Annotated in this window: 16 protein-coding genes; 12 read left to right on the forward strand and 4 right to left on the reverse strand. The window is 70.1% G+C overall.

Annotated features, from left to right (window positions below; all coding sequences use genetic code 11):
- Positions 1 to 57: 57 nt before the first annotated feature.
- From ACFPP6_RS09855 to lepB, 4 genes are all read left to right on the forward strand, one after another.
- Entirely contained in the window at positions 58 to 807 is a 750-nt protein-coding gene (locus ACFPP6_RS09855; RefSeq protein WP_382039170.1) for a 2OG-Fe(II)-dependent halogenase WelO5 family protein, read from the forward strand.
- Positions 808 to 809: 2 nt separating this feature from the next.
- Positions 810 to 1,634 carry a tRNA-dependent cyclodipeptide synthase gene (locus tag ACFPP6_RS09860; protein WP_382039171.1) on the forward strand — a complete coding sequence of 275 codons (825 nt, stop codon included), beginning with the start codon at positions 810 to 812 and terminating at the stop codon, positions 1,632 to 1,634.
- Between the two features lie 35 nt (positions 1,635 to 1,669).
- Positions 1,670 to 3,223 carry an MFS transporter gene (locus ACFPP6_RS09865; protein ID WP_382039172.1) on the forward strand — a complete coding sequence of 518 codons (1,554 nt, stop codon included), beginning with the start codon at positions 1,670 to 1,672 and terminating at the stop codon, positions 3,221 to 3,223.
- Between the two features lie 151 nt (positions 3,224 to 3,374).
- On the forward strand, positions 3,375 to 4,283 hold the full coding sequence (gene lepB / locus ACFPP6_RS09870) for a signal peptidase I (protein WP_382039174.1): 909 nt from the start codon (positions 3,375 to 3,377) through the stop codon (positions 4,281 to 4,283).
- 34 nt (positions 4,284 to 4,317) lie between these two features.
- Here the strand turns inward: lepB and ACFPP6_RS09875 are convergent, their stop codons facing one another.
- Together ACFPP6_RS09875 and ACFPP6_RS09880 are read right to left on the reverse strand one after the other, a co-directional pair.
- Positions 4,318 to 4,923 carry a GNAT family N-acetyltransferase gene (locus ACFPP6_RS09875; protein ID WP_382039176.1) on the reverse strand — a complete coding sequence of 202 codons (606 nt, stop codon included), beginning with the start codon at positions 4,921 to 4,923 and terminating at the stop codon, positions 4,318 to 4,320.
- A 214-nt stretch (positions 4,924 to 5,137) separates the two neighbouring features.
- A complete protein-coding gene (locus ACFPP6_RS09880) occupies positions 5,138 to 5,833 on the reverse strand; it encodes a DUF4097 family beta strand repeat-containing protein (RefSeq protein ID WP_382039178.1) in 696 nt (231 codons plus the stop codon).
- A 248-nt stretch (positions 5,834 to 6,081) separates the two neighbouring features.
- Here ACFPP6_RS09880 and ACFPP6_RS09885 point away from each other — a divergent pair, with 248 nt between their 5' ends.
- The 4 genes from ACFPP6_RS09885 to ACFPP6_RS09900 all read left to right on the forward strand — a co-directional run bounded on the left by ACFPP6_RS09885 (position 6,082) and on the right by ACFPP6_RS09900 (position 8,661).
- Positions 6,082 to 6,882, forward strand: a complete 801-nt coding sequence (locus ACFPP6_RS09885) for an ATP-grasp domain-containing protein (protein WP_382039180.1) — start codon at positions 6,082 to 6,084, stop codon at positions 6,880 to 6,882.
- Between the two features lie 22 nt (positions 6,883 to 6,904).
- Entirely contained in the window at positions 6,905 to 7,075 is a 171-nt protein-coding gene (locus ACFPP6_RS09890; protein ID WP_382039182.1) for a hypothetical protein, read from the forward strand.
- 293 nt (positions 7,076 to 7,368) lie between these two features.
- Positions 7,369 to 7,509 carry an SCO3870 family protein gene (locus ACFPP6_RS09895; RefSeq protein WP_382039184.1) on the forward strand — a complete coding sequence of 47 codons (141 nt, stop codon included), beginning with the start codon at positions 7,369 to 7,371 and terminating at the stop codon, positions 7,507 to 7,509.
- A gap of 750 nt (positions 7,510 to 8,259) precedes the next feature.
- A complete protein-coding gene (locus tag ACFPP6_RS09900; RefSeq protein ID WP_382039185.1) occupies positions 8,260 to 8,661 on the forward strand; it encodes a hypothetical protein in 402 nt (133 codons plus the stop codon).
- A 250-nt stretch (positions 8,662 to 8,911) separates the two neighbouring features.
- Here ACFPP6_RS09900 and ACFPP6_RS09905 read toward each other — a convergent pair whose 3' ends face one another.
- The gene (locus ACFPP6_RS09905) at positions 8,912 to 9,247 is read right to left on the reverse strand and encodes a hypothetical protein (RefSeq protein ID WP_382039187.1); all 336 of its coding nucleotides are present in this window, start codon (positions 9,245 to 9,247) and stop codon (positions 8,912 to 8,914) included.
- A gap of 361 nt (positions 9,248 to 9,608) precedes the next feature.
- On the opposite strand from ACFPP6_RS09905, the gene ACFPP6_RS09910 reads away from it, so the two are divergent.
- On the forward strand, positions 9,609 to 10,715 hold the full coding sequence (locus ACFPP6_RS09910; RefSeq protein ID WP_382039189.1) for a serine hydrolase domain-containing protein: 1,107 nt from the start codon (positions 9,609 to 9,611) through the stop codon (positions 10,713 to 10,715).
- Positions 10,716 to 10,826: 111 nt separating this feature from the next.
- Here ACFPP6_RS09910 and ACFPP6_RS09915 read toward each other — a convergent pair whose 3' ends face one another.
- Complete coding sequence (locus tag ACFPP6_RS09915; RefSeq protein WP_382039191.1) at positions 10,827 to 11,549, reverse strand: hypothetical protein; 723 nt, start codon at positions 11,547 to 11,549, stop codon at positions 10,827 to 10,829.
- Positions 11,550 to 11,977: 428 nt separating this feature from the next.
- On the opposite strand from ACFPP6_RS09915, the gene ACFPP6_RS09920 reads away from it, so the two are divergent.
- From ACFPP6_RS09920 to ACFPP6_RS09930, 3 genes are read left to right on the forward strand one after another with little or no spacing between them, the layout of a single operon-like run.
- Positions 11,978 to 16,834 (forward strand): DUF6603 domain-containing protein, encoded by a 4,857-nt coding sequence (locus tag ACFPP6_RS09920; RefSeq protein ID WP_382039255.1) that lies wholly within the window; start codon positions 11,978 to 11,980, stop codon positions 16,832 to 16,834.
- A complete protein-coding gene (locus ACFPP6_RS09925) occupies positions 16,831 to 19,197 on the forward strand; it encodes a hypothetical protein (protein WP_382039192.1) in 2,367 nt (788 codons plus the stop codon). Before ACFPP6_RS09920 ends, ACFPP6_RS09925 begins: the two co-directional genes overlap by 4 nt.
- Positions 19,190 to 22,825, forward strand: coding sequence for a hypothetical protein (locus ACFPP6_RS09930; RefSeq protein WP_382039194.1), 3,636 nt, complete (start codon positions 19,190 to 19,192; stop codon positions 22,823 to 22,825). Before ACFPP6_RS09925 ends, ACFPP6_RS09930 begins: the two co-directional genes overlap by 8 nt.
- The last annotated feature ends 28 nt before the right edge of the window (positions 22,826 to 22,853 follow it).

Consider the following 22,853-nt stretch of genomic DNA (forward strand, 5'->3'; position numbering starts at 1 on the left):
CGCGGGCCGCACACACGGGGGACCATCATCAACGTCAAGCGCACCACCGCATGCCAGTTGTCCCAAGAGGACATCCTCTCGGTCGTCGAAGGCACCACGCTGGCCGTCCACGTTCCGGGGTTCGTACACCCGGAGGCGCTCGCCTCGGCGCAGCGGCAGCTCTTCGACCACCCCGACCGGGGCAGTCTGAGTCAGGCCGCGGAGTTCAAGCGCATCGGATTCGCCTACTCCGAGATCAGCGACAGCGCGTCGCGGGATCGTTATCACGCCGAGGCGCGCACCAACATCCAGCGGATGCGCGACCTGTTCGCGCCCTACGCCTCGCCCAGCGACGTCCTGCGGCTGCTGCTGGAGGAGACCTGGGCCGCCGGGGCCGGCTTGATGCACGTCGAAGGCCGCAAGGCGTTCATCGGCATCTGCCGCTACCAGGACAAGAACGTCGACCTCAATCCGCACACCGACGCCCTCGAGCGGAACCTGCCCGCCGAGCACGCGCGCCGCCTCGAAGCGCAGCTCTCGATCAACATCTACATCAACATCCCGCGCACCGGCGGAGAGCTGGAGCTGTGGGGGACCGAGCCCGGCGAGGACGTCTACCGCCACCTCATGGACGGGCGGACCTGGGGAATCGACCGCGAGAAGATCGGCCCGCCCGTGGAGGTCGTCAAGCCGGCCCCGGGTGATCTGCTCCTGCTCAACCCTCGTCAGATCCACGCCGTGCGCCCGTCAGGGGACGAGCCCCGCATCACCCTGGGGCACTTCCTCGGCTACTACGGCACCGACCTCCCGCTCGAACTGTGGAGCTGACGGTGGACAACGACGTCAAAAGCATCGGCCACGACATCAACGAATTCGTCGGCGCCGACGGCTCCCACGACACGGCCGGCATCAACGGTCTCAGTGGACAAAGCCGCACAGGCCTCGTCCAGCACTCCTATGTCCTCGACGGTCGCAGCAAGGCGAGTTTCGGGGAGAGGGGCAAGTCGCTCGCTCTCGCCGGGAAACGGGCCGTCCTGCTGGTGAGCGTGGGCCAGCGCTATCACGAGGGAGACAAACTCCGCGCCACAGTGGAACTCATCCGACGCGGCGGGTTTCAGCAGCTGACGATTGCCGTGGCTGATACCCTGCAGCGCACCAACTATCTCGGGCTTTCCCGGCAGGACGCTTACGACCGCGCGCTCAGGGCGGGGGACGAGTGGCTGCAGCGCAACGAGAAGACGCTCGCGCGGATCTCCGCGATCAGCGATGTCCTCCGCTGGGACGAGGCACTGCGCGACCCGGTCTACCCGCAGTTCCGCAAGCACATCGAGGATGCCTACGAGCACGACCCGCGCTACCGGCAGGCCCTGCTCCGCACCGTCGGCAAGTTCCTCGACCGTCTCACGGCCCGCGACCCGGAAGCGGACATCGCCGCGGCGTCCCGGAATTGCCTGTCCTACCTCATCGAGGAATGCCCCGTCATCATGCCGACCTGGGCACACCGCGGATACGACTATGTGATTTATCCGCAGCCCATGACGATGGCCATGGCGGAGACCCGCCGGCTGTTCGTCGAGGACGCATATCCCGGCAAGGCGGAATGGCTCTCCCTGAAGTTCAAGAAACGGGCCGCCACCGCCCAGGACATCATCTGAAACCGCCCATCGACCCGGTGTAGGGGAACATCACCGTGACAGCATCGACCGACCGCAAGTGGTGGGCATTCACCGGTGTCAGCCTCATCAGCTTCCTCGGCTGCATCGACCTCACCATCGTCAATACCGCCGCCCCCCAGATCCAGGCCGATCTCGGCGCCTCCGTGACCGACCTCCAGCTCATCGTCAACATGTTCATCGTCGCCCTGTCGATGTTCATGGTGACGATGGGGCGGCTGGCTGACACCTACGGCCGGCGTCGCGTCCTCTACACCGGAACCGTCGTCTTCGCCCTGGCCTCCCTCGGCGCCGGACTCGCCCCGGGCACCGGCTGGCTCATCGCCTTCCGGTTCCTCCAAGGCGCCGCGGGAGCCGTCCTCTACACCTCCACTGGCGCCATCGTCCAGAACGCCTTCCCCCGGTCGCAGCGCGGCCGCGCCATCGGCGCCCTCTACGGCGTCAACGGCCTGGGCCTGGCCGTCGGCCCGCTGCTCGGCGGAGTCATCGTCTCCGCCGTCGGCTGGCACTGGGTGTTCTGGCTGAACGTCCCCCTCATCGCCGTCGCCCTGATCCTGTGCTCCTTCAGCGTCAAGGAGTCCCGCGACCACGACGCCCCCGGTCTGGACCGGCCCGGGCTCGTACTCATCAGCCTGGGCATCCCCGCCGTGGTCCTCGCCTTCACCCTCGGCGACCACTGGGGCTGGTCCAGCGCAGCCACCCTGGGCCTGCTGGCCTTCGCGGCGGCCGCGCTCGTCGCCTTCCACGCCGTCGAACGCCGCGCGGCCGACCCCATCATCGACTTCCGGCTCTTCCGCCACCGCGCCTTCCTCGGCGCCATCGTCTCCGACTTCGCCCTGGCCTGCTTCTACGCCACCGTGCTGTTCCTGCTGCCCCTCTACCTCAGCGGCGTACGGAGCTACGACGGCTACGCCACCGGTGCGCTGCTGCTGTCGTGCACCGCCGTCATGGCGGCGCTCTCCCCCGGCGTCGGCCGGCTGACCGACCGCTACGGACCCAGGAAACTCCTCGCCGCCGGCTTCGCCGCGTTCACGGTCTCGGCCCTGATGCTCGCGCGGATCGCCCCCGACAGCTCCATCGGATACCTGGCTCTTGCGCTGGTGGCGATGGGCCTCGGCTGGGCGTTCATTCTCGGCCCGGCCACCGTCTCCGCGCTGTCCGCCGTGCCCGAGCGGCAGGCGGGGCTCGCCGTCGGATCCTCCTGGACCTTCCACAACCTCGGCGGAGCCATCGGGCTGGCGGCCGCCATCAACCTCTACCGCATTCAGGGCGAACGCACCCTGAATGCCGAACTCGCCGAACACCACGCGCCCACCGGCCCCTGGACGCAGTCCGTGGTCGGCGAACCGGAGCACGCCATAGTGCTGCTCCGGCAGCACACCTCCCTCAGCGGACCGGAGATCGACGAGGTGTACGGCCAGGTCTTCTCCCACGGCATGCAGACCGCGATGTGGATGGTGGCCGGCACCTCGCTGGCCGCCCTCGCCGTCCTCGGCCTGCTCGGCCTGTCGGCACGCCGGTCCACGGCCGCCAGCTGCGAGGTGGCGGCCGACAACGAACTGGCCCGCTAGGGCGCGTTGACGGACACACGGTTCGCACGCGCTCCCGAACGGCCGTCACTCCTCTTCGCATAAGGTGACATCACCGGACACCCCACTCGACCAGGGGATCCGGGACCCGTACCGCGGACGGAGCGGGCGGTGGTCGGAGCGAGGAGGGGATGTGGGGAACGTGGGGGATGCAGGGGACGTGGCGGTCGGCTCGCGATCGGAAGAGGACGGCCCGGGTGAGGGGCCCACGGAGCCGGCGGAGAGGACGAGGAGATGGAGGGGGACCGGAAGGTCCGCGAAGGCGCAGCGGTCGTTCTGGAAGGAACTGCCCCTGCTCATCGTGGTCGCGCTGGTGCTGGCGCTGCTGATCAAGACGTTCCTGGTGCAGGCCTTCTCGATCCCCTCGAACTCCATGCAGAACACCCTGCAACCGGGTGACCGGGTCCTGGTCGACAAGCTGACCCCGTGGTTCGGCTCGAAGCCCGAGCGCGGAGAGGTCGTCGTCTTCCACGACCCGGGGCAGTGGATGAAGGACCATCCGACGCCCGAGCCCAACGTGGTGCAGAAGGCACTGAGCTTCATCGGGCTGTTGCCGTCCGCCGACGAGAAGGACCTGATCAAGCGGGTCGTGGGCGTCGCCGGCGACACCATCGAATGCAAGGGCACCGGCCCGCTGCAGGTCAACGGCAAGCCGCTGGACGAGCCCTACGTCTTCCCCGGCAACACCCCGTGCGGCATGAACCCGGAGGCCCGGTTCAAGGTCACGGTGCCCAAGGGCCGGCTGTGGGTGATGGGCGACCACCGGCAGGACTCGCAGGACTCCCTCTACCACCACAACGAGGACGGCACGGGCTTCGTCCCCGTGGACGACGTGGTGGGCCGCGCCATCGTCATCGCCTGGCCCGTCGACCGCTGGGCCACCCTGCCCGTCCCCGCCACCTTCGACCAGAAGGGCATCGGCAAGGCGGCCGTCGCCGCCCCCACCGCGGTGGCCTTCGCCGGCGCTCTCCCTCTGGTACTGGTGCGCAAGCGCCGGCGCCGGCGCTTGCGTCGCAAGGCCGACGGCACGACACGGAACTGACCGGCCTACTGGCCTGGCCTACTGGCTTACTGGCCTACTGGCGAACGTCTCCGCGGGCCTCCCGCCACATCGACCAGAGGGTCGGGCCTCCCCCGGGTACGTGGATCTCGTCCCGCACGGTGAACCCGAATCGCTCGTAGAAACCGATGTTGGACTGCTTCGACGATTCGAGGTGGGCCGGCAGTCCGGCCGCGTCCGCCTTGGCCAGGCCCGAACGCAGCAGGGCAGCGCCGTGGCCGCTGCCCTGGGCCGCCGGGTCGGCGCCGAGCACCGCCAGGTACCAGTGCGGTTCCCGGGGAGTTGCTTCGCCGACCAGTTCCAGCATCTCTCCCAGCCGGGCCACGTGCTCGCCCAGCAGCCCGTTGATGCGCGCCAGCGTCTCCTCGTCCGGGTGCTGCTCGGCCGTGCCGGGCGGCGTCCAGAAGGCCGCTGCCTCGTCGGTGCGTTCACAGTGGCCAAGGGGCCCGTACTTGTGCGTGAGCAGGACGTCGAACCACTGGGCGAGACGGCCCTCGCGCCCATCTTCGCCAGGGAAGAGCCACAGCATCATCGGGTCGTCCCCGAACGCGCGGGCCAGGATGCGGGTGATCTCAGGAGCGTCGCCACTCTCGATCGTCTTGGGGGTGTTCAGTGTCTGCATGCGGCCAAACGTAGGTTCCAAGATCTTTCCAGCACATCGGTCGTTCTACCGATTACCCGGGCGCACGGGTGCCGGATGCCGGATGCATGCCGGCGCCGGTAGCAAACCCATGGGCACCACCAGCGCCCTCCTGACGTGCTCCGGCTACCGGTAGGCGGCTGTCGCGATCCGGACGAACGGCTGGATCATCCCCCGGTCCGTGTCAGGCTGTTCGTCAGGAGCGTTTGACGGTGATGGCGCCGCTGCCGGTGGTCAGGTCGATTCGGTGCGTGCCGGACGGGTCGTCGGTGACGGCGATGTCCTTGCCTCCGCTGTCGCTCTTGGCTGCCACGCGGTACCGGCCGTCGGGCACGGTGAGGGTGACGGCGCCGCTGCCTGCTTCCGCTCGGACGTCCTGGGGCGCAGACACTGCCAGGTCGATGGCTCCGCTGCCGGTCGTCGCGGCGATGGGCCCGCTCCTGAGCCCCTGTCCGGTGATCGCGCCGCTGGAGGCCTGTACGTCGACCGCCCCGTCGACGTCTTTGAGATCGATGGCGCCGGAACCGGTCTTCACCTTCACTGCGCCGGTCCTGGACAGGTCGACCGCGCCGCTGGACGTCTCACCCGTCACCGGAATGCCTGCCGGCAGGTCGACCGTGTAGGCCACCGAGCAGTCGTCAGTGCAGCCGCCGAGCACCAGGACTCCGTTCTCGACGCGGTGCGTCGCGCCGTCCGGGCGGTCTCCCCCGTATTCCACGTAACGGTGCAGGCGCACCTCGGCAGCGCCTTCCTTGCCGCGCAGGGTGATCCCGCCGGAGCCGCTCTCCAGCCTCACGGAGGTGATCTTCTGCGACAGCGTGGTGTCATCCTCGAAGTTCTTCCTGGCCAGTCCGCACGCGCTGATCCCGCTGATGGCAATTCCGGCCGTCACGACGGCAGTGAGCAGACGAAGGCGCGCACGCATGGACTATCACCGTTCTAGAGGAGGTCGTCAGGTGATCCCCTCACGGGGGACGCCAAGGGAGCCTATGCGCCGTGGTCGGAGCACGGCCATGGGGTAAACCCCCGGGATCTTGGCTTGTTCCTTATGGCGTGATCTCGAACAGTGACCCGAGCGCGGGATCAGGCCGAGGGGATTTCCCGCGCGGTCGCCCACCGGATGAGACATGATCCTCTGCCATGAGAACCATGCTCCTCCCTCCTCGTCTCACCGCCTCCGCCGAGTCGGTGCGCGAGGCGGCCCACCGGCGCGGCCTGCGAACGATGCAGTTCACGTCGCTCACGCTGCCCGACGGCCGAGGCGGCGCCGAGCACCTGCACGCGGGCCCACGCTTCGCGGACGTCGTGGCGTCGGCGTACGGCATCGCGCCACTCGAAGCACCACGCGACTGGCTGGCCGGGCTGCCGTGGGAACTCACCCGACGCGATATACGGATCATGCCGATCGCCGAGGCCTACTCCCTCCGGCGTCCGGCTTTCGTCAAGTCCCCGAACGACAAGGGGATACGGGCGATGGTCTATGCCGACGGGTCACGTCTGCCCGGGCCGGATGCCGTGGAGCGGGAGACGCCGGTGCTGGTCAGCGACACGGTGAAGTTCACAGCCGAATACCGGCTCCACTGCCTCGACGGCAAAGTGCACACAGGGAGCCGGTACGCCGAGGGAGGACGGCTTGCACCGGGACCGCTGCCGGACGCGGCGAGGGCCTTCGGCAACGACGTGCTCACCGAGGCCGGCACAGCGCTGCCCTCCGCCATCGTCGTCGATGTGGGCATGATCGACAGACACTGGGCAGTGGTGGAGGCCAACGCGGCGTGGGCCAGCGGGCTCTACACCGCTTCCCCGGACCGGGCTCTCGACGTCATCCTCCGCGCCGCCGGACCGATCGGCGACGTCGCTCCCCGCGACCGTCGGTTCATCCGTACCCCTGGGCCCGGGAGGCACAGGGACACGGGGACGGTTGACTGCGTCCCGTCGTAACCTCGATCGCGCGGACAGCCGATTGGCTCTGGCTCTCTCCCGGCGGCTGGCCGCCGCCCCTGATACGCCCGGCTTCGGGGCCAGGAGCCTGGACCTCGACGTCGCACTCGTGCACGCGATCGACGAGGCCGGGCCGGGCGTCCAGCGCGCGATAGTCGCCCATCGCGTTCCGCCAAGAATGGCAGCCGACTGAAGAGCCGCGGCACGAGTCCTGATCCCGGAGCCGGGGCTCTCGGTGACGTGTCCGTGTTGGGCGGCGGCCCGGGATCGCCGCCATGGGTGCGGGGAGACCCAGGCGGACATGACCCGGGTCGCACCGGCATCGATCCCGGCTCCGAAACGTCGTGCCAGGCGCTTGAGGAGCGTGGACGGCGCACACGTAAAGTAGGCGGTGACCAGGCCGTTTCACCGTTGGGAGGACATGGAATGAAACAAGTCCCATTTGGCGCCCTGTCCGCTGGGCTCGCAGTGCTCGGAACTGCGCTTGTGGCCTTCGCGTTTCAGTTGCGCGCGGACGGCTACGAGCAGTACGTCCAGGACGTGGCTTATGTGGCCGGCACGGCGTACTTCACCGCGATCATGACTGTGGTGATGTGGGTCCGCACCGACCGACCGCACTCCAGCTGAGTCATTCGGCCATGGCGCGCGGCGCCATGGCAGGGTCTGTCTGGTGGGTTGTCACTCGGCTCACCGGACACGCCCTGGAGTAGGGCCCGCGTCGTCGAGGTCGCGAACACGACGACGAGTCGGATGGTCATACGGGCTGCCCGGATCCCTGGCACACAGGGCCGTGACCGCACGCGAGTTGGGGTGGCAGGCGTTCCCGGAGACGGGGACCGGCCTGGAGGACCGTCCAGCCCCGATCGAGGCCACCCCTTTCCAGCGCCGCCGCCACCGCCACCGCGAAGCCGGCTCCACTCATCCCGGCGCTGTCGCCGGGCTCGGGCCGAGCGGCGCCACCCAAGGTGGCTTCTCTACCAGCGCTCCGAGTTCCCCACGAAACCGGTTGCTCCGAAGTACGCGACATCGTAGGGCCGTTCAGAGCCGCCCTGCCTGTTCCTCGAACTCCGCCCTTCCCGGGTGCACTCACTTCCACAGGGCGCAGTTCTCACCAAAGGGTATTAATCCGTACGGCTCTTGAGAAGAGCGACCGGCCTCCGCCGACCCGCCCCTCCAATACGAAAAGAGCTCGGGTGGCGCATTACCAGCGGTTTCCCGGGAGCTCCTCCCCTCCCCGCCCACCCGGTTTGTACACTTGCCCGCCAGCGGCAGGTCGCACCCGCCAGAGGGCGGGCCGACGCTCCTCTGAATTGGCGTCAACAGCCCCTGCTCCACTAGACTTTGCGCACACACCAGCAAAAAGGAGTGGCGCCATCCATGGGCACCAAATTCATTGAGGTAGACGAATCCCACAAGGGTCAGCCCGGCGTGGAAGAAGGGGTAAAGACGATCGAGGTCGGTGGTCAGACGATCACGACGCCGATTTACGTCCAGCGGATCGACTTCGACGACCTGGCCCCCGAGGTGACCGACAATCTGACCACGGTCAAGTTCGCCGTAACGGTGACCGAGGAAATGGAGGACCTGACGGGGGAGGTGGACGAAGACGGTTCCCCGGTGACGGAAATCAAGGAAATCCAGGTGCCCAAGTGGCTCGAGGTTGACCTGGGGCCCGAATCCCTCAAGCAGTACGAAGAGGTAATGGCGCCCTTCTACGCCGCCGCCCGCGAAACCGAGGCACCGCTCGTACCCGCGCCCCGCAAGCGCCGGAAGAAGTGATCTCGTGCCCCTCTCCTGCCACCAGGAGAGGGGCTTCGTTGTCCGGCCCACGCGCGTGCGCGGACTGACGCATGGCCCGACCCTCGTTCAGTTGGTCGGCGTCCCACCGGTCGGTCAGCCGACCGCCGGCGAAGGTGCCTCAGGTTGCCAAGCCCCGCCGAAACCGCACGCCGGGATGGCGTGCGGTTGGCGATCATTGCTCGGTCAGGCGGGATGGGGCGCCGGGGCGAGCGTGTTCCGCTGAGGGTGATCAGTAGAACATGAACGTCGGGTACAGGCCGTTGAGGTACTGGGTGATGACCTCGCCGGCGCCGATTCCGCCGCCGTTGGCCGCGTTGGCCACGTCGTAGACCGATCCGTAGTTGCCCATCCAGTGCCAGGTCTTGACGGCGACCCTCGCGTCGGTGCACTTCCTGAGCGCGATGCCTTCCTGGGCGGTGAGGACGGCGTCGTGGGCCGGCGTGTCGCAGACCGCTCGCGGCACCTTGGGCGTGTTCGGCTGCGGTTCGTCCGCGGCCGCCGGGGCGGCAAGGCCGATCAGCAGGGCTATGGGGGCTGCTGCGAGGGCGTAGGTTCGACGGTTCATGGTGACCTCCATGAGGGGATCAGATGTTCGACAGAGCGGACACCTGGACCCACGACCGTACGAGGGCCGCGTCGCCCCCGCACATCGAGTAAGCCATTCGGGTGACGGCCGCCTTGTGGCGGACCGGAGGCGGTCGTCCGGCCCCGTCGCCCCGGCCGTCGATGCCGGGGGGGTAGCCCTACCCGGAGCCGGGCGGGTAGCAGGATCGTCCCGGGCGGTCGCATCCGGAAACGTTGGGCCCGGCGCATATCGCCGGTTTCCCGATTTTCCCAATGTCTTCCGTAGGAGTGGGCTCGTGCGTGACCAGACGTGGCAGAGGTTTCGTTCTTCCGGGCGGCGGCGGGGTGGTCGGCGTAGAGCCGTGCCGGCGGCGGTCGCGGTGGTCGTCGGCGCCATGGCGGTGGGTGCCCTGGTGCCGCCCGCGGCGTCCGCCACCGCGAAGCCCGACACCGTCCAGCAGGACCTGAACGCGCTGGTGCGCACCGACGGCCTGCCCGCCGCGCTGGCGAGCGTCCAGGACCGTGAAGGCCGCACCCGTACCTACACCGCAGGTGTCGGCGACCTGGCCACCGGTGCGCAGGTGCCCCGGGACGGGCAGGTGCGCATCGGCAGCAACACCAAGACGTTCACCGCGGTCGTCGTGCTGCAACTGGTCGGCGAGGGGAAGATCCGCCTCGACGCCCGGGTCGACACCTTCCTGCCGGGTCTCGTCCGCGGGAAGGGCATCGACGGGCGCCGCATCACCGTCCGCCAGCTCCTGCAGCACACCAGCGGGCTTCCCGACTATGTCCCGTACCTCGGCGACGACGTCCGGTACTACGAGCCCCGCGACCTCCTCGACATCGCTCTCCAGCACGAGGCCCGCTTCGCCCCCGGGAAGAAGTGGGAGTACAGCAACACCAACTACGTGCTGGCCGGCCTGATCGTCCAGAAGGTCACCGACGGCACCCTCGCCGAGGAGATCGACCGGCGCGTCATCAAGCGCATCGGGCTGCGCCACACCTACTTCCCCGCCCCCGGTGACGCGACCATCCGGGAGCCCCACCCCAAGGGCTACTACCAGGAGGAGGCAGGTGCGCCTCTGCGCGACGGCACGGAACTGGACCCCTCCTGGGGCTGGGCGGCAGGTCAGATGATCTCCACCACCTCCGACCTCAACCGGTTCCACACCGCGCTCCTGGCCGGCCGGCTCCTCCCGGCGGCCCAGCTCGCCCAGATGCGCACCACCGTCCCCGCGGGACACCCCTTCGGCTCCGGCGCCCGCTACGGACTGGGGCTCGTGAGCACGCCGCTGCCGTGCGAGCCCGGTGTGTACTGGGGCCACGGCGGTAGCACCACGGGATACGAGACCCGGGGCGGCGCCACCGACGACGGCCGCGCCGCCAACGTCGCGGTGACCATGCAGCCGTCCGACAAGGCAACCGTGAAACGCCTGGAGGGTGTCGTGGACACGGCCCTGTGCCGCTGAACCGCGCCCCTGGGGACCGGTAACGCGTCAGGCCGTCCGGCGTCGGTGGGCCTGACGCGTTACCAGTCCTTCGAGGCCCATCGTGGTCCCGCCCCGCTCTCAGTGGAGCGCTCAGGCATTCTCGATCCAGTTGGAAGGGACGTCACAGATCAGATAGGGGATGCGGACGTTGCACGGGCCGCACGAGTGCGCCGTCCATGAGCAGGTCGCGCCCTTCCCGTGCCACTCGCGTGAGGCGGTGGTGTTCTCGGGGCCCACGTAGTACTGCTCGCTCATGCGGACGTATTCCACCTCGCGCCGCTTTCCGGATTGCGCAACGCGGTTTCCCAGTTCGAGCAGCAGCTTGACGGCCGCGCAGGTCTGGCCGATGCGCGGTATCTCCACGCCGTTCGCCGTCAAGGGGATGTTCACCTTCTCCCCCTTGACAGTCCTCCACTGCCCCTTCCACCTCAGCGGATTGTGTTCGACAGTGGGGACCTCCGGTTTCGCTGCTTGCCAGGCTCCCTTGTGATAAGTGATCGCCTTGAGGTACGGGCTGATGTCGATGAGCCCGCTGCTGCAGGCAGCGAAGCAGTACTCGTTCCCGCCTATTCGCGCTTCCAGCACTCCGAGCATGACGGCGGCGTCCGGGGTCAATTTCCTGTCCGCCTGCATCGCGTGGTAGATCTCACCGACGGCGTCCCTCAGTTGCTTGCTGTCGACAAGTTCCGGAACGCTGTGCTGCGGCTTTTTCCCGCTTCTCACATGACCGCAGCGCGGGCACATGTCGGACGCGTATCCACCGTGCCGGAGATTCACTTCCCGATTCGGGCTCCGGGGCTCCACTTTCGCCATGTCCACCCTCCGTCAGTTTTTCGTGGCGCGGGGAAAATAGCACGCGGTGGCCCGGCCGACGGCCCGGCGCAGAAGTACAGCAGCTACTTTTGGACGTGATCACATGACGCTCGGTCGCGACGACGTCACCTTGCGAACGCCTCCCCCGGGCCCGCTTTCGGTCCACCCGGCCGCGGTCTACCGCAGGTCACGCCCACACCCCGGTGGACAACGACGATGAGTCGCCACACATATCGACAAAACGGTCAACAGCTGGATTTCACCGCGGAATCCGACGAAAGCGCCGCACCCTCCCGCGCACCACCTGGCTTGATCATCGCCGCTCCGGATTCGGCCGTTGATAGTGTGCGCCCGAATTTCACCTTCACATACTCACGGCGGCCCGTGCCCGGCGCGGCCGATCGGTCAGGGAGGAATGCGTTGTGGCGATGACCGTCGGCGAACTCAAGGAATGGCTCAAGAGCCTTTCGCCTCCCACTCCGGAACTGGCGCTGCCCGACGGGCTCCCGGACGAGTTAGGGAACCTCAAGGACGCGGTGAATCCCGACGCCCTTTCGCGCTGGTTCACCATGGGGGCCACCCTCACCGAGATGGTCCCGGACCCGGACAACCTCTGCGTCACCGGAATCATCACCAAGGAAACCCCGAACCTTTCCCTCTGGTTCTTCAGCGATGACGAGGCCAACCCCGACGACGCCCCCGTCACCGGTGTCCAGATCGGCCTGTCGCTGAAGAACCACGCCGTGATGTCCGTCCTCGGCACCCTGGGACTGCAGGACGTCCTGCTGGTCTACGAGATCCGCATCGTGGACGGTGCCGCGGTCCGCGAGCTCTACGCACAGGCCGCGCTCGCCGCCGGCGGCGGGGATCCCCTCCTCATCACCTGCGCCCTCGACTTCGCGGCGGACCGGACCGGCTACGAATTCGTCGTGGAGCCCGAGGACGGAAGGGAATGGCACGTCGCCGAAGCCTTCTTCGGGCTGTTCGGCGTCACCCCGCCGCCTGTCCTCAAGGGCATCGCCCTGCATCGCCTCATGCTGGCCTACGACCGGGGCAAGGATTTCACGGGATTCCGGATCGAGGTGCGTGCCGGATTCCCGCTGGGCGACGCCACGGCCGACCTCGACGTCAAGGCGACCCTGTCCAAGTCCGGCGGCAGTCAGGCGTACGACCAGGAATACGAGGGAACCCTGGTCCTGACCGTCCCCACGCCGGGCGACGACGTCCGCACATTGACGTTCACCGTCAAGGACGCCCAGCACGCCGAGTTCAGCGCGAGCTGCGAGGACTCCAAGGGCGTGTCCTTCACCGACGTCGCGGCCCTGCTCGGCGTGGCGGAACCGCCGGCATTCCTGGCCGGTCTGGCGGTCACCGGCCTCACGGTCGGGTACGCGTCCGCCCGCAAATCCATCGTGTTCGCCGCGAAGGAGATGGGCGGCGGCTCGCTCGTCGTCGTGTCGGACCAGCCGGCCGGCGGCACCCGTGCATGGGCCGTGCGCGCCGGCGTCGGGCTGGACGCCAAGCTCTCGGACGTGCCGTTGCTCCACGGGCAGATACCCGAAGGCCAGGACCTCGGCGTGTGCGGGCTGGGCATCCTGCTCACCTCCGACCCGCTGGACACCGCCCGCGTCAGCGAGCTCAACAAGGCGCTCGCGGCGAGCGACGGTTCGCTGCCGCTGCTGCCCGCCGACGGCCTGGGGAAGGGTCCGGCCTTCACGGTCGACCTCCAGCTGCCCGGCCACTCGGAGACGACATCGGTCGTCGTCCGTGGCGACGGCAAGAAGTCCAGGACCCCGGCTCCGGCCCCGGCCCTCACCACGGCCACGGCCACCTCCGGGACTCCTGCCGAGGCCCCCGCCGAGGCCCCCGCACGGCCGCAACTGATCACGCAGGACGGCACCCCCGTCACCGAGAACACCCAGAGCTCCCAGAACGCCGGGAGCCCCCGGAACGCAGCGTCCTCCGGCCCCGCCGGACTCCCCCTCGTCGCCTGGGTCAAGGTCCAGCGCAACGTGGGCCCGCTGAACCTGAGCCGCGTCGGCGTGGGCTTCGCCGACGACACCGTGTGGGTGCTCTTCGACGCCACGCTCGGCATGGCCGGGCTCACCATCGGTGTCGACGGCCTGGGAATGGGAATCCGTCTGTCCAGGCCTGTGCCTCCGGAGTTCCGGCTGGACGGGCTGAGCGTCGGCTACTCCCGCCCCCCGCTGGCGATCAAGGGGGCCCTGGTCAAACGGACCAGTGCCGATTACGACCCGTTGATCGAGGGCGCGCTGGCCGTCTCGGCGGAGGAGTTCGGCCTCACGGCGCTGGGCGCGTACGCACGGCCCACGGCACACCCCGATCAGCCGTCCTTCTTCCTGTTCGGCAAGGTGAACGGCGAGTTCGGCGGCCCGCCGCCCGTGCAGGTCACCGGCATCATGGCCGGCTTCGGGCTCAACACCGACCTGCGGCTGCCCGAGGGCGACGAGGTCCTGGACTTCCCGTTCCTCGCAGACATGTCGTCCCCGGAGACCGACCCGCTGAAGGTCCTGAGCACCCTGATGGGCGACCAGGACGGCCAGGACGGTCAGGACGGCCGGAAACCCTGGGTACGACCCGCATCCGGGCAGTTGTGGTTCGCAGCGGGCCTCGAGTTCAAGGTCTTCGAATTCCTCGACGGCCAGGCGCTGCTGGTGCTGGAGGTCGGCGACGACTTCGCCGTCGCCGTACTCGGCACGGCGGAGGCGCGCTTCCCCAAGGACCAGTCCCTGCCCGCGTACGCCCGGGTACGGCTGGGGCTGTCCGCCAAGTACCGCGCCAGTGAAGGCGTGCTGAAGCTGACCGCCCAGCTCGCGCCCGGCTCGTTCCTCCTCGACGAAGCGTGCGTGCTCACCGGCGGATTCGCGTTGTACACCTGGTTCGACGGCCCGAACGCCGGTGACTTCGTACTGACACTGGGCGGCTATTACCCCGGCTACCCGGTGCCCGCGTACTACCCGCAGGTGCCGCGCCTGGGCTTCAACTGGCCGGTCACCTCGGAGCTGACCATCAGCGGCGGCTCGTACTTCGCGCTCACCCCCGGCGCCATCATGGCCGGTGGCGCGCTGGACGTGAACTTCCGCTCCGGCGACCTGCACGCCTGGCTGACGGCCCACGCCCACATCCTCATCGAATGGGCCCCCTTCCACTTCGATGCCGGGATCGACGTGAGCATCGGTGTCAGCTACGTGCTCGACCTGTGGCTGGTGCGCGAGACGATCAGCGTCGAGGTCGGCGCGTCCCTGCACCTCTGGGGACCTCCTACGGGTGGCGAGGTCACGGTCCACCTCTGGTTCATCTCCTTCACCATCGGCTTCGGTGAGGGCAGCGCGAGCGGCGACAAGGCCGCACCGTGGTCGGACGTCGTCAAGCAGCTGCCCGCGAAGGCCGACGCCGTCCGGCTCGTGCCTATGGACGGGCTGATACCGGAGGAGTCCAAGACCGAGACGGGGCTGTGGACCGTCGGCACCGGGGCCTTCTCCTTCGCGGTCCGCACAGCCGTCCCGATCGGCACGCTCTTCCTCGGCGAGGACAAGCAGCACAAGGTCGAGGGCACGGGCGTCAACATCCGCCCGCTGCGCGACGGCGGCAAGGACCTGGACTCGACGCTCACCGTCACCCTCGTCGGCAAGAACGCAGGCGTCCAGGACCTGAGCCGGTGGACCGCCACGACGAACACGGCGAGTCTGCCCGGGGCACTGTGGAGCCAGTACGACGACAAGCTCAATACCGGCAGCACGCAGCGCGTCGGCGGCCAGCTGACGGGCATCGACCTGCGGCTGCCCCCTCCCACGCAGGGCAGCACGCCGGGCCCGATCAAGGCCGGGACGATCGCACACGACGACCGCACGCCCGACGGCAAGCTGCCGCTGGTGAAGCCGGTCACCTTACAGGTCGCCACCGCAAGGGCCGCCGTCACGGAATCCGCCACCGCCCGGCCCGAGGCCGGGACCGAGCCCGCCCGGCCCGTCGCCGTGGAGCTCGTCGCCGAAACCGTGCAGGCCCCGGCGGCCCGCCCGAACGTGGGTGCCGTCACCGGCGGACAGGCCGGCGCACTGGTCGATCAGTCCCGCGACCGGCTCTTCGCCGCGATGGACTACCTGGACGTGAGCCCCGGCCCCGGTACCAACCAGCGGCTGACGACCACCGACGGCCTGGTGGCGGGCGACGTCACCGCACGGCCCGCGCCCCCGGTCCCCGGCCCGCCGACCGCGAGCGAGCGGCTGTACGTGCTGGGTGCCGGGGCGACCGTGACGCCGGTGGACGCGCAGAGCCTGACCGTCTATGAGCCCATCGCCCTGCAGAACGCGGGTGCGGCCCACCTCGCGGTCAGCCCTGACGGCACCCGCCTGTGCACCGCGGCCCCGAGCTCACAGCACATCGACGCCTTCGACGTCGCCGCCAACCCGCCCGGCAAGGCCGCGGACCTGAACGGCGGCTCGCCCGCCTGGCTGCCGCAGAACGCGAAGGGCGTGTCGTTCTCACCGGACAACGAGTGGGCGTACATCACCTACGCCCAGCCGGACCAGATGGCGATCGTCAGCTTCGGCAGCGGCGGCGCCCCGGCGGTGAGGCACACCGCACCCACGCTGGCATCGGACAACTCGACGTCGGTCGAACCGGCCGACGTGATCCCCGCCGCGCCGTGGGACAAGACGGTCTACATTGCGCTGCCGCAGGACAACAGCGTGTCGAAGATGGACGTCGGCAACCTGGACAACCCGACCGCCAAGGCCTACTTCCCGGCAGGCCCCTCCCCCACGCGCCTCGCCGCCGACCCCAGGGGCCGCTGGGTGTACGCGCTCAACACGGGCAAGTCCACGGTGACCGTCATCGACGTCACCGCCAGGACGATCGCCGCCACCCTGCGCACGGGCACCGCACCGAGCGCGCTGGTCGCCTCCGCCGACGGCAAGCGGCTGTACGTGGCGAACGCCGTGACCGGCACCGTCTCGGTCTTCGACACGTCCGGCGACCTGCCGCGGGAAGCGGCCGAGCCCGTGTGGGTGGGCGCGCGGCCGGCCGCGCTCGCGGTGTCCGCCGCCGGTGACCGGCTGTACGTCGCCCGGGCGAAGGGCCCGGAGGACGGCGGAGTCCCGCCGCTCCACGTCGTGGACGTCGTGTCGGACCCGCCGGTCCTCCTCCCCGTCACCGTCCCCCTCAAGGACGAGCCGGTGGCACTCGCCGTCACCGTACCGCCGACGGTCACCGGCACCCCGGCAGTTCCCAGCGTCACCCGAATCACCGAAGGCGGTGCGGCATGAGCCCCTCCGAGTACGCCCTGGATCCCGACCCGTCGCTGAACGTGCAGTTCATCGACTCGCTGGTGCCCCGGCTCACCGCCGGGCGCTACACCCTCACCGCGCACCAGTCCCTCACCAAGGACGGGCACCGGGTCGACTCCGACAACTACCTGGACACCCCGGCGACCCAGGAGGTGGAGGTCCGCGCGCCGCGCTTCACCGTGCAGCCGGAGTGGATCCACGGCGCGTACCCGACGCCGGGCGCAAGTGGCTTGTACGACGACGTGCTGCCGCACGTCACGCTCGACCGCGCGACGCTGCCGTGGGAGCGGGACGAGGCGACGGCCGAGGACGGTACACGCCTGCCGTGGCTGGCCCTCCTCGTCTTCGGCGAGGGCGAGCTGCCCGGCACCGACCCCCACTGCCTCGGGCAGAGCGACGCGCGGACGGTAGCCGACCTGACCGGCACCGAGGACGGCGTCCTCCTGCCCCCGTTCGACGAGCACGCGGACCCGATCACCGACGACGACAAGAAGAAGGCCTGCCGCACCGTCCTGGTGCCCAGGTCGGTCTTCCGCGCCGTCGCCCCCACCCAGGACGAACTGCCCCTCCTGACCCACGTGCGCCGGGTCGACGAGCAGCACCAGCGCGTGGCGCCGGGCGATGACCTGATCCAGGTGGGCGACTACGCGGTCGTGGTCGGCAACCGGCTGCCCCGCGCCGCGGGCGGCCGCTACGTCGCACACCTCGTATCGCTGGAGGGCTGGCTGCCGTACCTGCCGGGTGGCGCCAAGGAGACGGAGGGCCCCGAGCGGGCGGTGCGGCTGGTCTCCCTGTGGTCGTGGGCGTTCGAGACGATCCCCGACCACGCACCCGGATTCGCCGCGCTCACCGAGCACTTCGTCGACAGCGAGGGCGAGGACGGCTCCGCGCTGCTGCTGCGCGTACCGCTGCCGCCCGACAGGCCGCTGTCCGGGTCCGACCAGCAGGAGGTCGCCGACCGGCTCGGCAAGGGCTACCTGCCGATCTCGTGCCGCACCGAGTCCGGGCGCTCGACCTTCGGCTGGTACCGGGGCCCGCTGATCCCCCGGCCGGCCGAGCCGCAGTCCGACCGCGAACGCCGCCGCTGCGCCGCCGAGGCCCTGATCCACCTGGAGCAGTACGGGGTCTACGACGTCAGCCTCGCGACCGCGTTCACCGCGGGACGTGGCGTCGCCCTCGCCGACCACCAGTTCGGCGCGGCGCTGCTGCGGCTGCGCGGCAAGGTGCAGCAAGCGGCGGAGAAGAAGAGCCGCGTGGCGGCGGCCACCGGAGCGCGGGCGCGCGTCGAGCACCTGGTGGCGAACGGCCTGGCCGGCCACCTCGGCGAGGTCCTGGCCGCACCGGGCCGCGCCCGGCAGGCCGTCGCCGCCCCCGTACGGCGCCCCGCCGTCACCCCCGTGCCGGCCGCGACCGCGCTGCCCGCCACCGCCGGGCTCACCGTGGAGCGCCTGCGCGCCGACACCGAGCTGCACGCGAAGCTCACCTCGGCCGACGCCCCGCTCGTCGACCCGGACGACGAAGACCTCGCCCTCGTCCGGAACCGGCTGCTGGGCCTGCGCAACCTCACGGGCGTGCCGTTCGCGCACCTCGTGCCCGACACGCGGATGCTGCCTTCGGAGAGCCTGCGCTTCTTCCACGTCGACCCCGACTGGACCGCGACGCTGCTCGACGGCGCACTGAGCGTGGGACTCGCCCACACCTTCGACCTCACCTCGGACGAACTGGTCTTCGGGCCCACGGGGCAGGCCCCGCTGCCGCCCTTCACCGCGCCCGTCACGGGTCTCCTGCTGCGTTCGCAGCTCGTCAGCGGCTGGCCCGCGCTGGAGGTCCGCCCGTACGCGGACCCCAAGGCCACCGACGGCGAAACGACCCTGCCGGTCCTGCGCCGCGAGGCGCTCGCCGACGACGTCCTGCTCGTCCTCATCGAAGGCGTGCCGGGCCGGGTCGAGCTCGCCGAGCCGCAGCAGGGCGTCCACTTCGGCATCGACGAGCCGGACGAGGACGACGAGACCGATCCCGTCAAGGACGGCATCATCCGGCTGCGGGCCCTCTCGGGAGACGACATCGGGAAGGAACTGGACCCGAAGCAGCATCCGTTCCCGGCGACGCCCGGGCTCGGCGACTACCTGCGCGCCCCCGGCACCGGCACCGGCAACCCCGACACCGTGCTGAACGTGGCCGAACTCGCCGACGGGCTGGGGAAGGCCCTGGGCATCAAGGACCGGCCGCTGACCCCCAGCGAGTTCGCCGTCCAGATGATCAACGCCGCGCAGCGCCGCACCTTCACCACCGCTCACGAAGAGCACAACCTCACCACGACAGGAGACCACCCCAATGGCTGACCGCGACGACACCCTCATCGTCCCGGTGAACGTGGACGCCCTGGTGGTCAACCAAGACCTGCGCCAGCGCGACGGCCAGGGCTTCCGCCGCTGGCGACCCAACTTCAACCTGCTGCGCCACAGCCTGAGCCCCGAGGTGGCCCCGTTCACCAACGAGGACCGGTGGAACGCCACCGGGGAGCACGAGCCCGACGACGCCTACAAGCAGTACGACGGCGTCTACGTGCGCTGGGAGCTGCCCGACGCGCTGCGTCAGGGCGGCGCGCGCACCCCGGGCGGGCGTACGGAGTTCCCGCTCGTGCCCAACCGCTGGCTCGTCGTCCGGCAGGTGCAGGGCAGGGACGACCTGACCACCGGCTGGGTGGTGGAGAGCGACTACCTGGACCCCGAGGACGGCACGTCGCGCTTCATCCACCCCGTCAGGCCCGACGCCGGAGACCCGGCGAGCACGCCGTACCGCTCGACGATCATCACGACGCGGATCGGCAAGAAGCAGCCCATCGGTGCCGACGGCACCGCGTGGAGCGAGCCCGCCGACGCCTCGCGCAAGGAGCTGTTCCTCACCGCGGTCGGTCCCGGCATCATGACCTTCCACGTCTACCAGCCGTACCACGAGAACGTCTTCTCGCTGCACGACCCGCTGACGGGCGTGGCCACCGCGACCGTGAACTACCAGGTCGTGGGCTGGTATTCGGACCCGGCGCAGGAGGAGCTGCGCCGTCGCCTCGACGCCGCGGGCGCGACGGCCGGCTCCGTGCTCGACGGGCTCGGCTGGACGGTCGCGGACCTGCCGGCGGGCTGGACGCCCGGCAGCACGACCTACTGCGGCCGCGCGGTCCAGGTGCGGTGGGACCGCGGCGGCGCCGCCCCGGACTCCGACCGTCCGGAGACGACGGACGTCCGCGACCGGATCGCCGTCGGGAGCAGCGCGGACGAGGCGCACGCCGCACTCGTCGCCCGGGCCCGCGCGGCCCTGCCCGACGGCTCCGGCAACGCCATCGACCACACCACCGACCCGGCCCTGCTGCACGCCCTCGCCGGCGGCCTGCTGAACACCCTCGACGAGCCCGACGGCGACGTGCTCACGGCCCAGGCCCTGCACAAGGGCTGGTTCCAGCAGGTACCGGGCGGCTACGTATGGCGGCTCGCCGACACCAACGACAAGGGCAACGCCTCCGGTGACCCGAAGTCGGTCACGTGGTCCGGTGTGACGCCCGAGCAGGAGGCATGGCTGGCGGAGCTCAACGGCCACCAGCGCGCGTACGACGAGGCGGAGCGTGAACTCACCGCGTTCCAGCAGCGCTTGTACGCCCTGTGGTGGATGCACAGCCTGCCGCTCATTCCGCCGCAGTACAGCCGCGAGCGGCTGCGCGCCGAGATCGACCCGTCGAACGAGGACGGCCTCGCCGCCCGGGTGGCCGCCGCACAGGACGACCTCCGGAACAAGAAGCAGAAGGACATCACCGACTGCATCGACGGCCACCCGCTGCCCGACGGATACGAGCTGCGCAAGGAGACGCTTCCGCCGTTCTACCAGGCCACCGACCCGACAGTGGTCCTGGCCGGGGCGAAGAGTCACGCCGCGCACAAGCCGCTGGCGGGCGACGGTTCGGCCCTCCCTTGCCGTATGCCGTCGCAGATCGTCGACGACGGGCGTGCGAACCCCTTCGCCTCGCTCACCGCGGGTAGCGGGCTGCCGCCGGTCGTGCCTGCCCTGCTGATCGAGTTCGCGTGCGTGCTCGACCCGAAGAACGCGGGGAAGTACACGCCCGACATCGCCCCCGCCCCCTGGCGGCAGCCGTGGAAGCCGCTGCTGTTCCAGTGGCGGGTCGACCACTGGCAGGTGCCCTACGGTGATCTCAACGACCCGAACTGGACGTTCGACGGCAGCCACTACCAGTGGACGAACGGCTCGCCCGCCACCAAGGCCATCGAGGTCACCGGGCGCCGCTTCCTCGTACCCCTGCCGCAGCACACGGTGGCCGGCGGCCTCGAACGGCATGCCGCCGGCCACCCCGACGCGGAGACGGCGGAGGCACTCACCGCCGCGGCGGCGCAGATCAAGGACCTGGACCTGCTCTCGCAGCGGCTGGACGGGCTCACGGACGCCTTCGCCCTGCGCGACCCGGCGCCCGGCATCAGCCCGCCCGGCAGGATCGGCGAGCTCGTCGGTGACGCGTTCCGCCACCTGCCCAGTCCGGGCGAGCTGCCCGAGCCGTTCACGGGCTGGCAGGACTCCGGCTTCACCCAGATCCGGGCCGGGCAGTTCGAACTGCGCAGGCTGAGCATCGTCGACGAGTTCGGCCAGAGCCTCGACGTCCTGCTGCCCGGCGACGCGAACACCTTCGTCCCGAAGGTGGGCGACAGCCTGCACACCGGCGGGAAGACCGTCGAGCCCGCGGACCCGGGGCGGTTCGTCCAGCTGCCGCCGCGCCTGCTCCAGGCCGCCCGGCTGCGGTTCGACTTCGTCGCCGAGCACAACGACGCACAGCTCGTCGACCTGACCGCGAACACCACTCCGGTGGGCGCGTGGATCGTCCCCAACTACGTCGACCGCTCGCTGCTGTGCTACGCGCCCACCGGCGAGCCACTCGGCGAACTCCGCCTCGAACTCCGCGAGGGCGGTGCGGGCGACGTGACGACCGTGCTCGGCTGGGGCCCCCTGCCTGACTCCCGGGTGCGCTCGATCGACGACCTGCGGGACGCGCGGCCGCAGCTCCACGCGTTCGCCCGCGAACTGGCCGCGAAGGGCCCGGACGCCTTCGCGGACCTGCTGACCACCGTCGACCACACGCTCGCCGGCATCGATCCGGGCACCCCGTACGGCGACGAGGTCCTCGGCGCGCTGCTCGGCCGTCCGCTCGCCCTGGTCCGTGCCCGGCTCGGCTTCGAACTGGACGGCCTTCCCGTCGCCGACGCGGGCTGGCAGTACGCGCTGGACTGGAAGACCCAGGCCGCGTGGGGCACGCGCCCGGACGGGAAGCCCACACCCCCGGAGATGGCCCACCTCGACTACCGGTGGCCGGTCCGCCTCGGCAACGCCGGTCAGAAGGGCGACGGCCTGATCGGCTACTTCTCCGAGGACGACTACGGGACGTTCTACGCGGTGGCCAAGCCGGACACCCGGACCGGCTACGTGGCGGAGATCTCCGACGCCAACTGGCCCCGGCTCAAGGCGGACTCCACGCAGCAGACGCACCTCACCCTCCTGCTCGACCCGCAAGCCACCGTCCACGCCACCACGGACGTCCTCCCGGTGACGACGCTCCGGCTCCCGACGCGCTTCACGCGGACGGCCATGGCTGCCATGCAGGTGGCGCTGCGGCTCAGCCCGGTGCTGACCACGACGCGGAAGGTCCCGGCCAAGGATCTGGGCGCGGGCGCCGGCACGGGTGGTGTGTCCGCCGGCTTCGTCAACGCCCTCGCCATGCCGCACCCCACCTCCCCTCAGGGCACGTGGGACTGGGCCGAACTGGTCGTCCCCGACGCGCCCGCCGGAGCCGGCCCCGCACCGCAGTGGGCCCACGAGCCGATCGTGCAGATCGACCAGACGGCCCGGCTGGACGAGGACGGCCCGACCGTACGGACCGGATTCCTGCGCCTGACCGGCGGCTTCGACACCAAGTGACTCCGCAGCACCAGCACCAGCACCTACC

The sequence above is a fragment of the Streptomyces aureoversilis genome, assembly GCF_042657885.1.
GTDB lineage: Bacteria > Actinomycetota > Actinomycetes > Streptomycetales > Streptomycetaceae > Streptomyces > Streptomyces aureoversilis.

Excerpts from the sequence above, each read along its gene's own strand:
- ACFPP6_RS09875 (WP_382039176.1), bottom strand. The coding sequence starts at position 4,923 with ATGCAGACACTGAACACCCCCAAGACGATCGAGAGTGGCGACGCTCCT.
- ACFPP6_RS09885 (WP_382039180.1), top strand. The coding sequence starts at position 6,082 with ATGAGAACCATGCTCCTCCCTCCTCGTCTCACCGCCTCCGCCGAGTCG.
- ACFPP6_RS09900 (WP_382039185.1), top strand. The coding sequence starts at position 8,260 with ATGGGCACCAAATTCATTGAGGTAGACGAATCCCACAAGGGTCAGCCC.
- ACFPP6_RS09905 (WP_382039187.1), bottom strand. The coding sequence starts at position 9,247 with ATGAACCGTCGAACCTACGCCCTCGCAGCAGCCCCCATAGCCCTGCTG.
- ACFPP6_RS09915 (WP_382039191.1), bottom strand. The coding sequence starts at position 11,549 with ATGGCGAAAGTGGAGCCCCGGAGCCCGAATCGGGAAGTGAATCTCCGG.
- ACFPP6_RS09920 (WP_382039255.1), top strand. The coding sequence starts at position 11,978 with ATGACCGTCGGCGAACTCAAGGAATGGCTCAAGAGCCTTTCGCCTCCC.
- ACFPP6_RS09925 (WP_382039192.1), top strand. The coding sequence starts at position 16,831 with ATGAGCCCCTCCGAGTACGCCCTGGATCCCGACCCGTCGCTGAACGTG.
- ACFPP6_RS09930 (WP_382039194.1), top strand. The coding sequence starts at position 19,190 with ATGGCTGACCGCGACGACACCCTCATCGTCCCGGTGAACGTGGACGCC.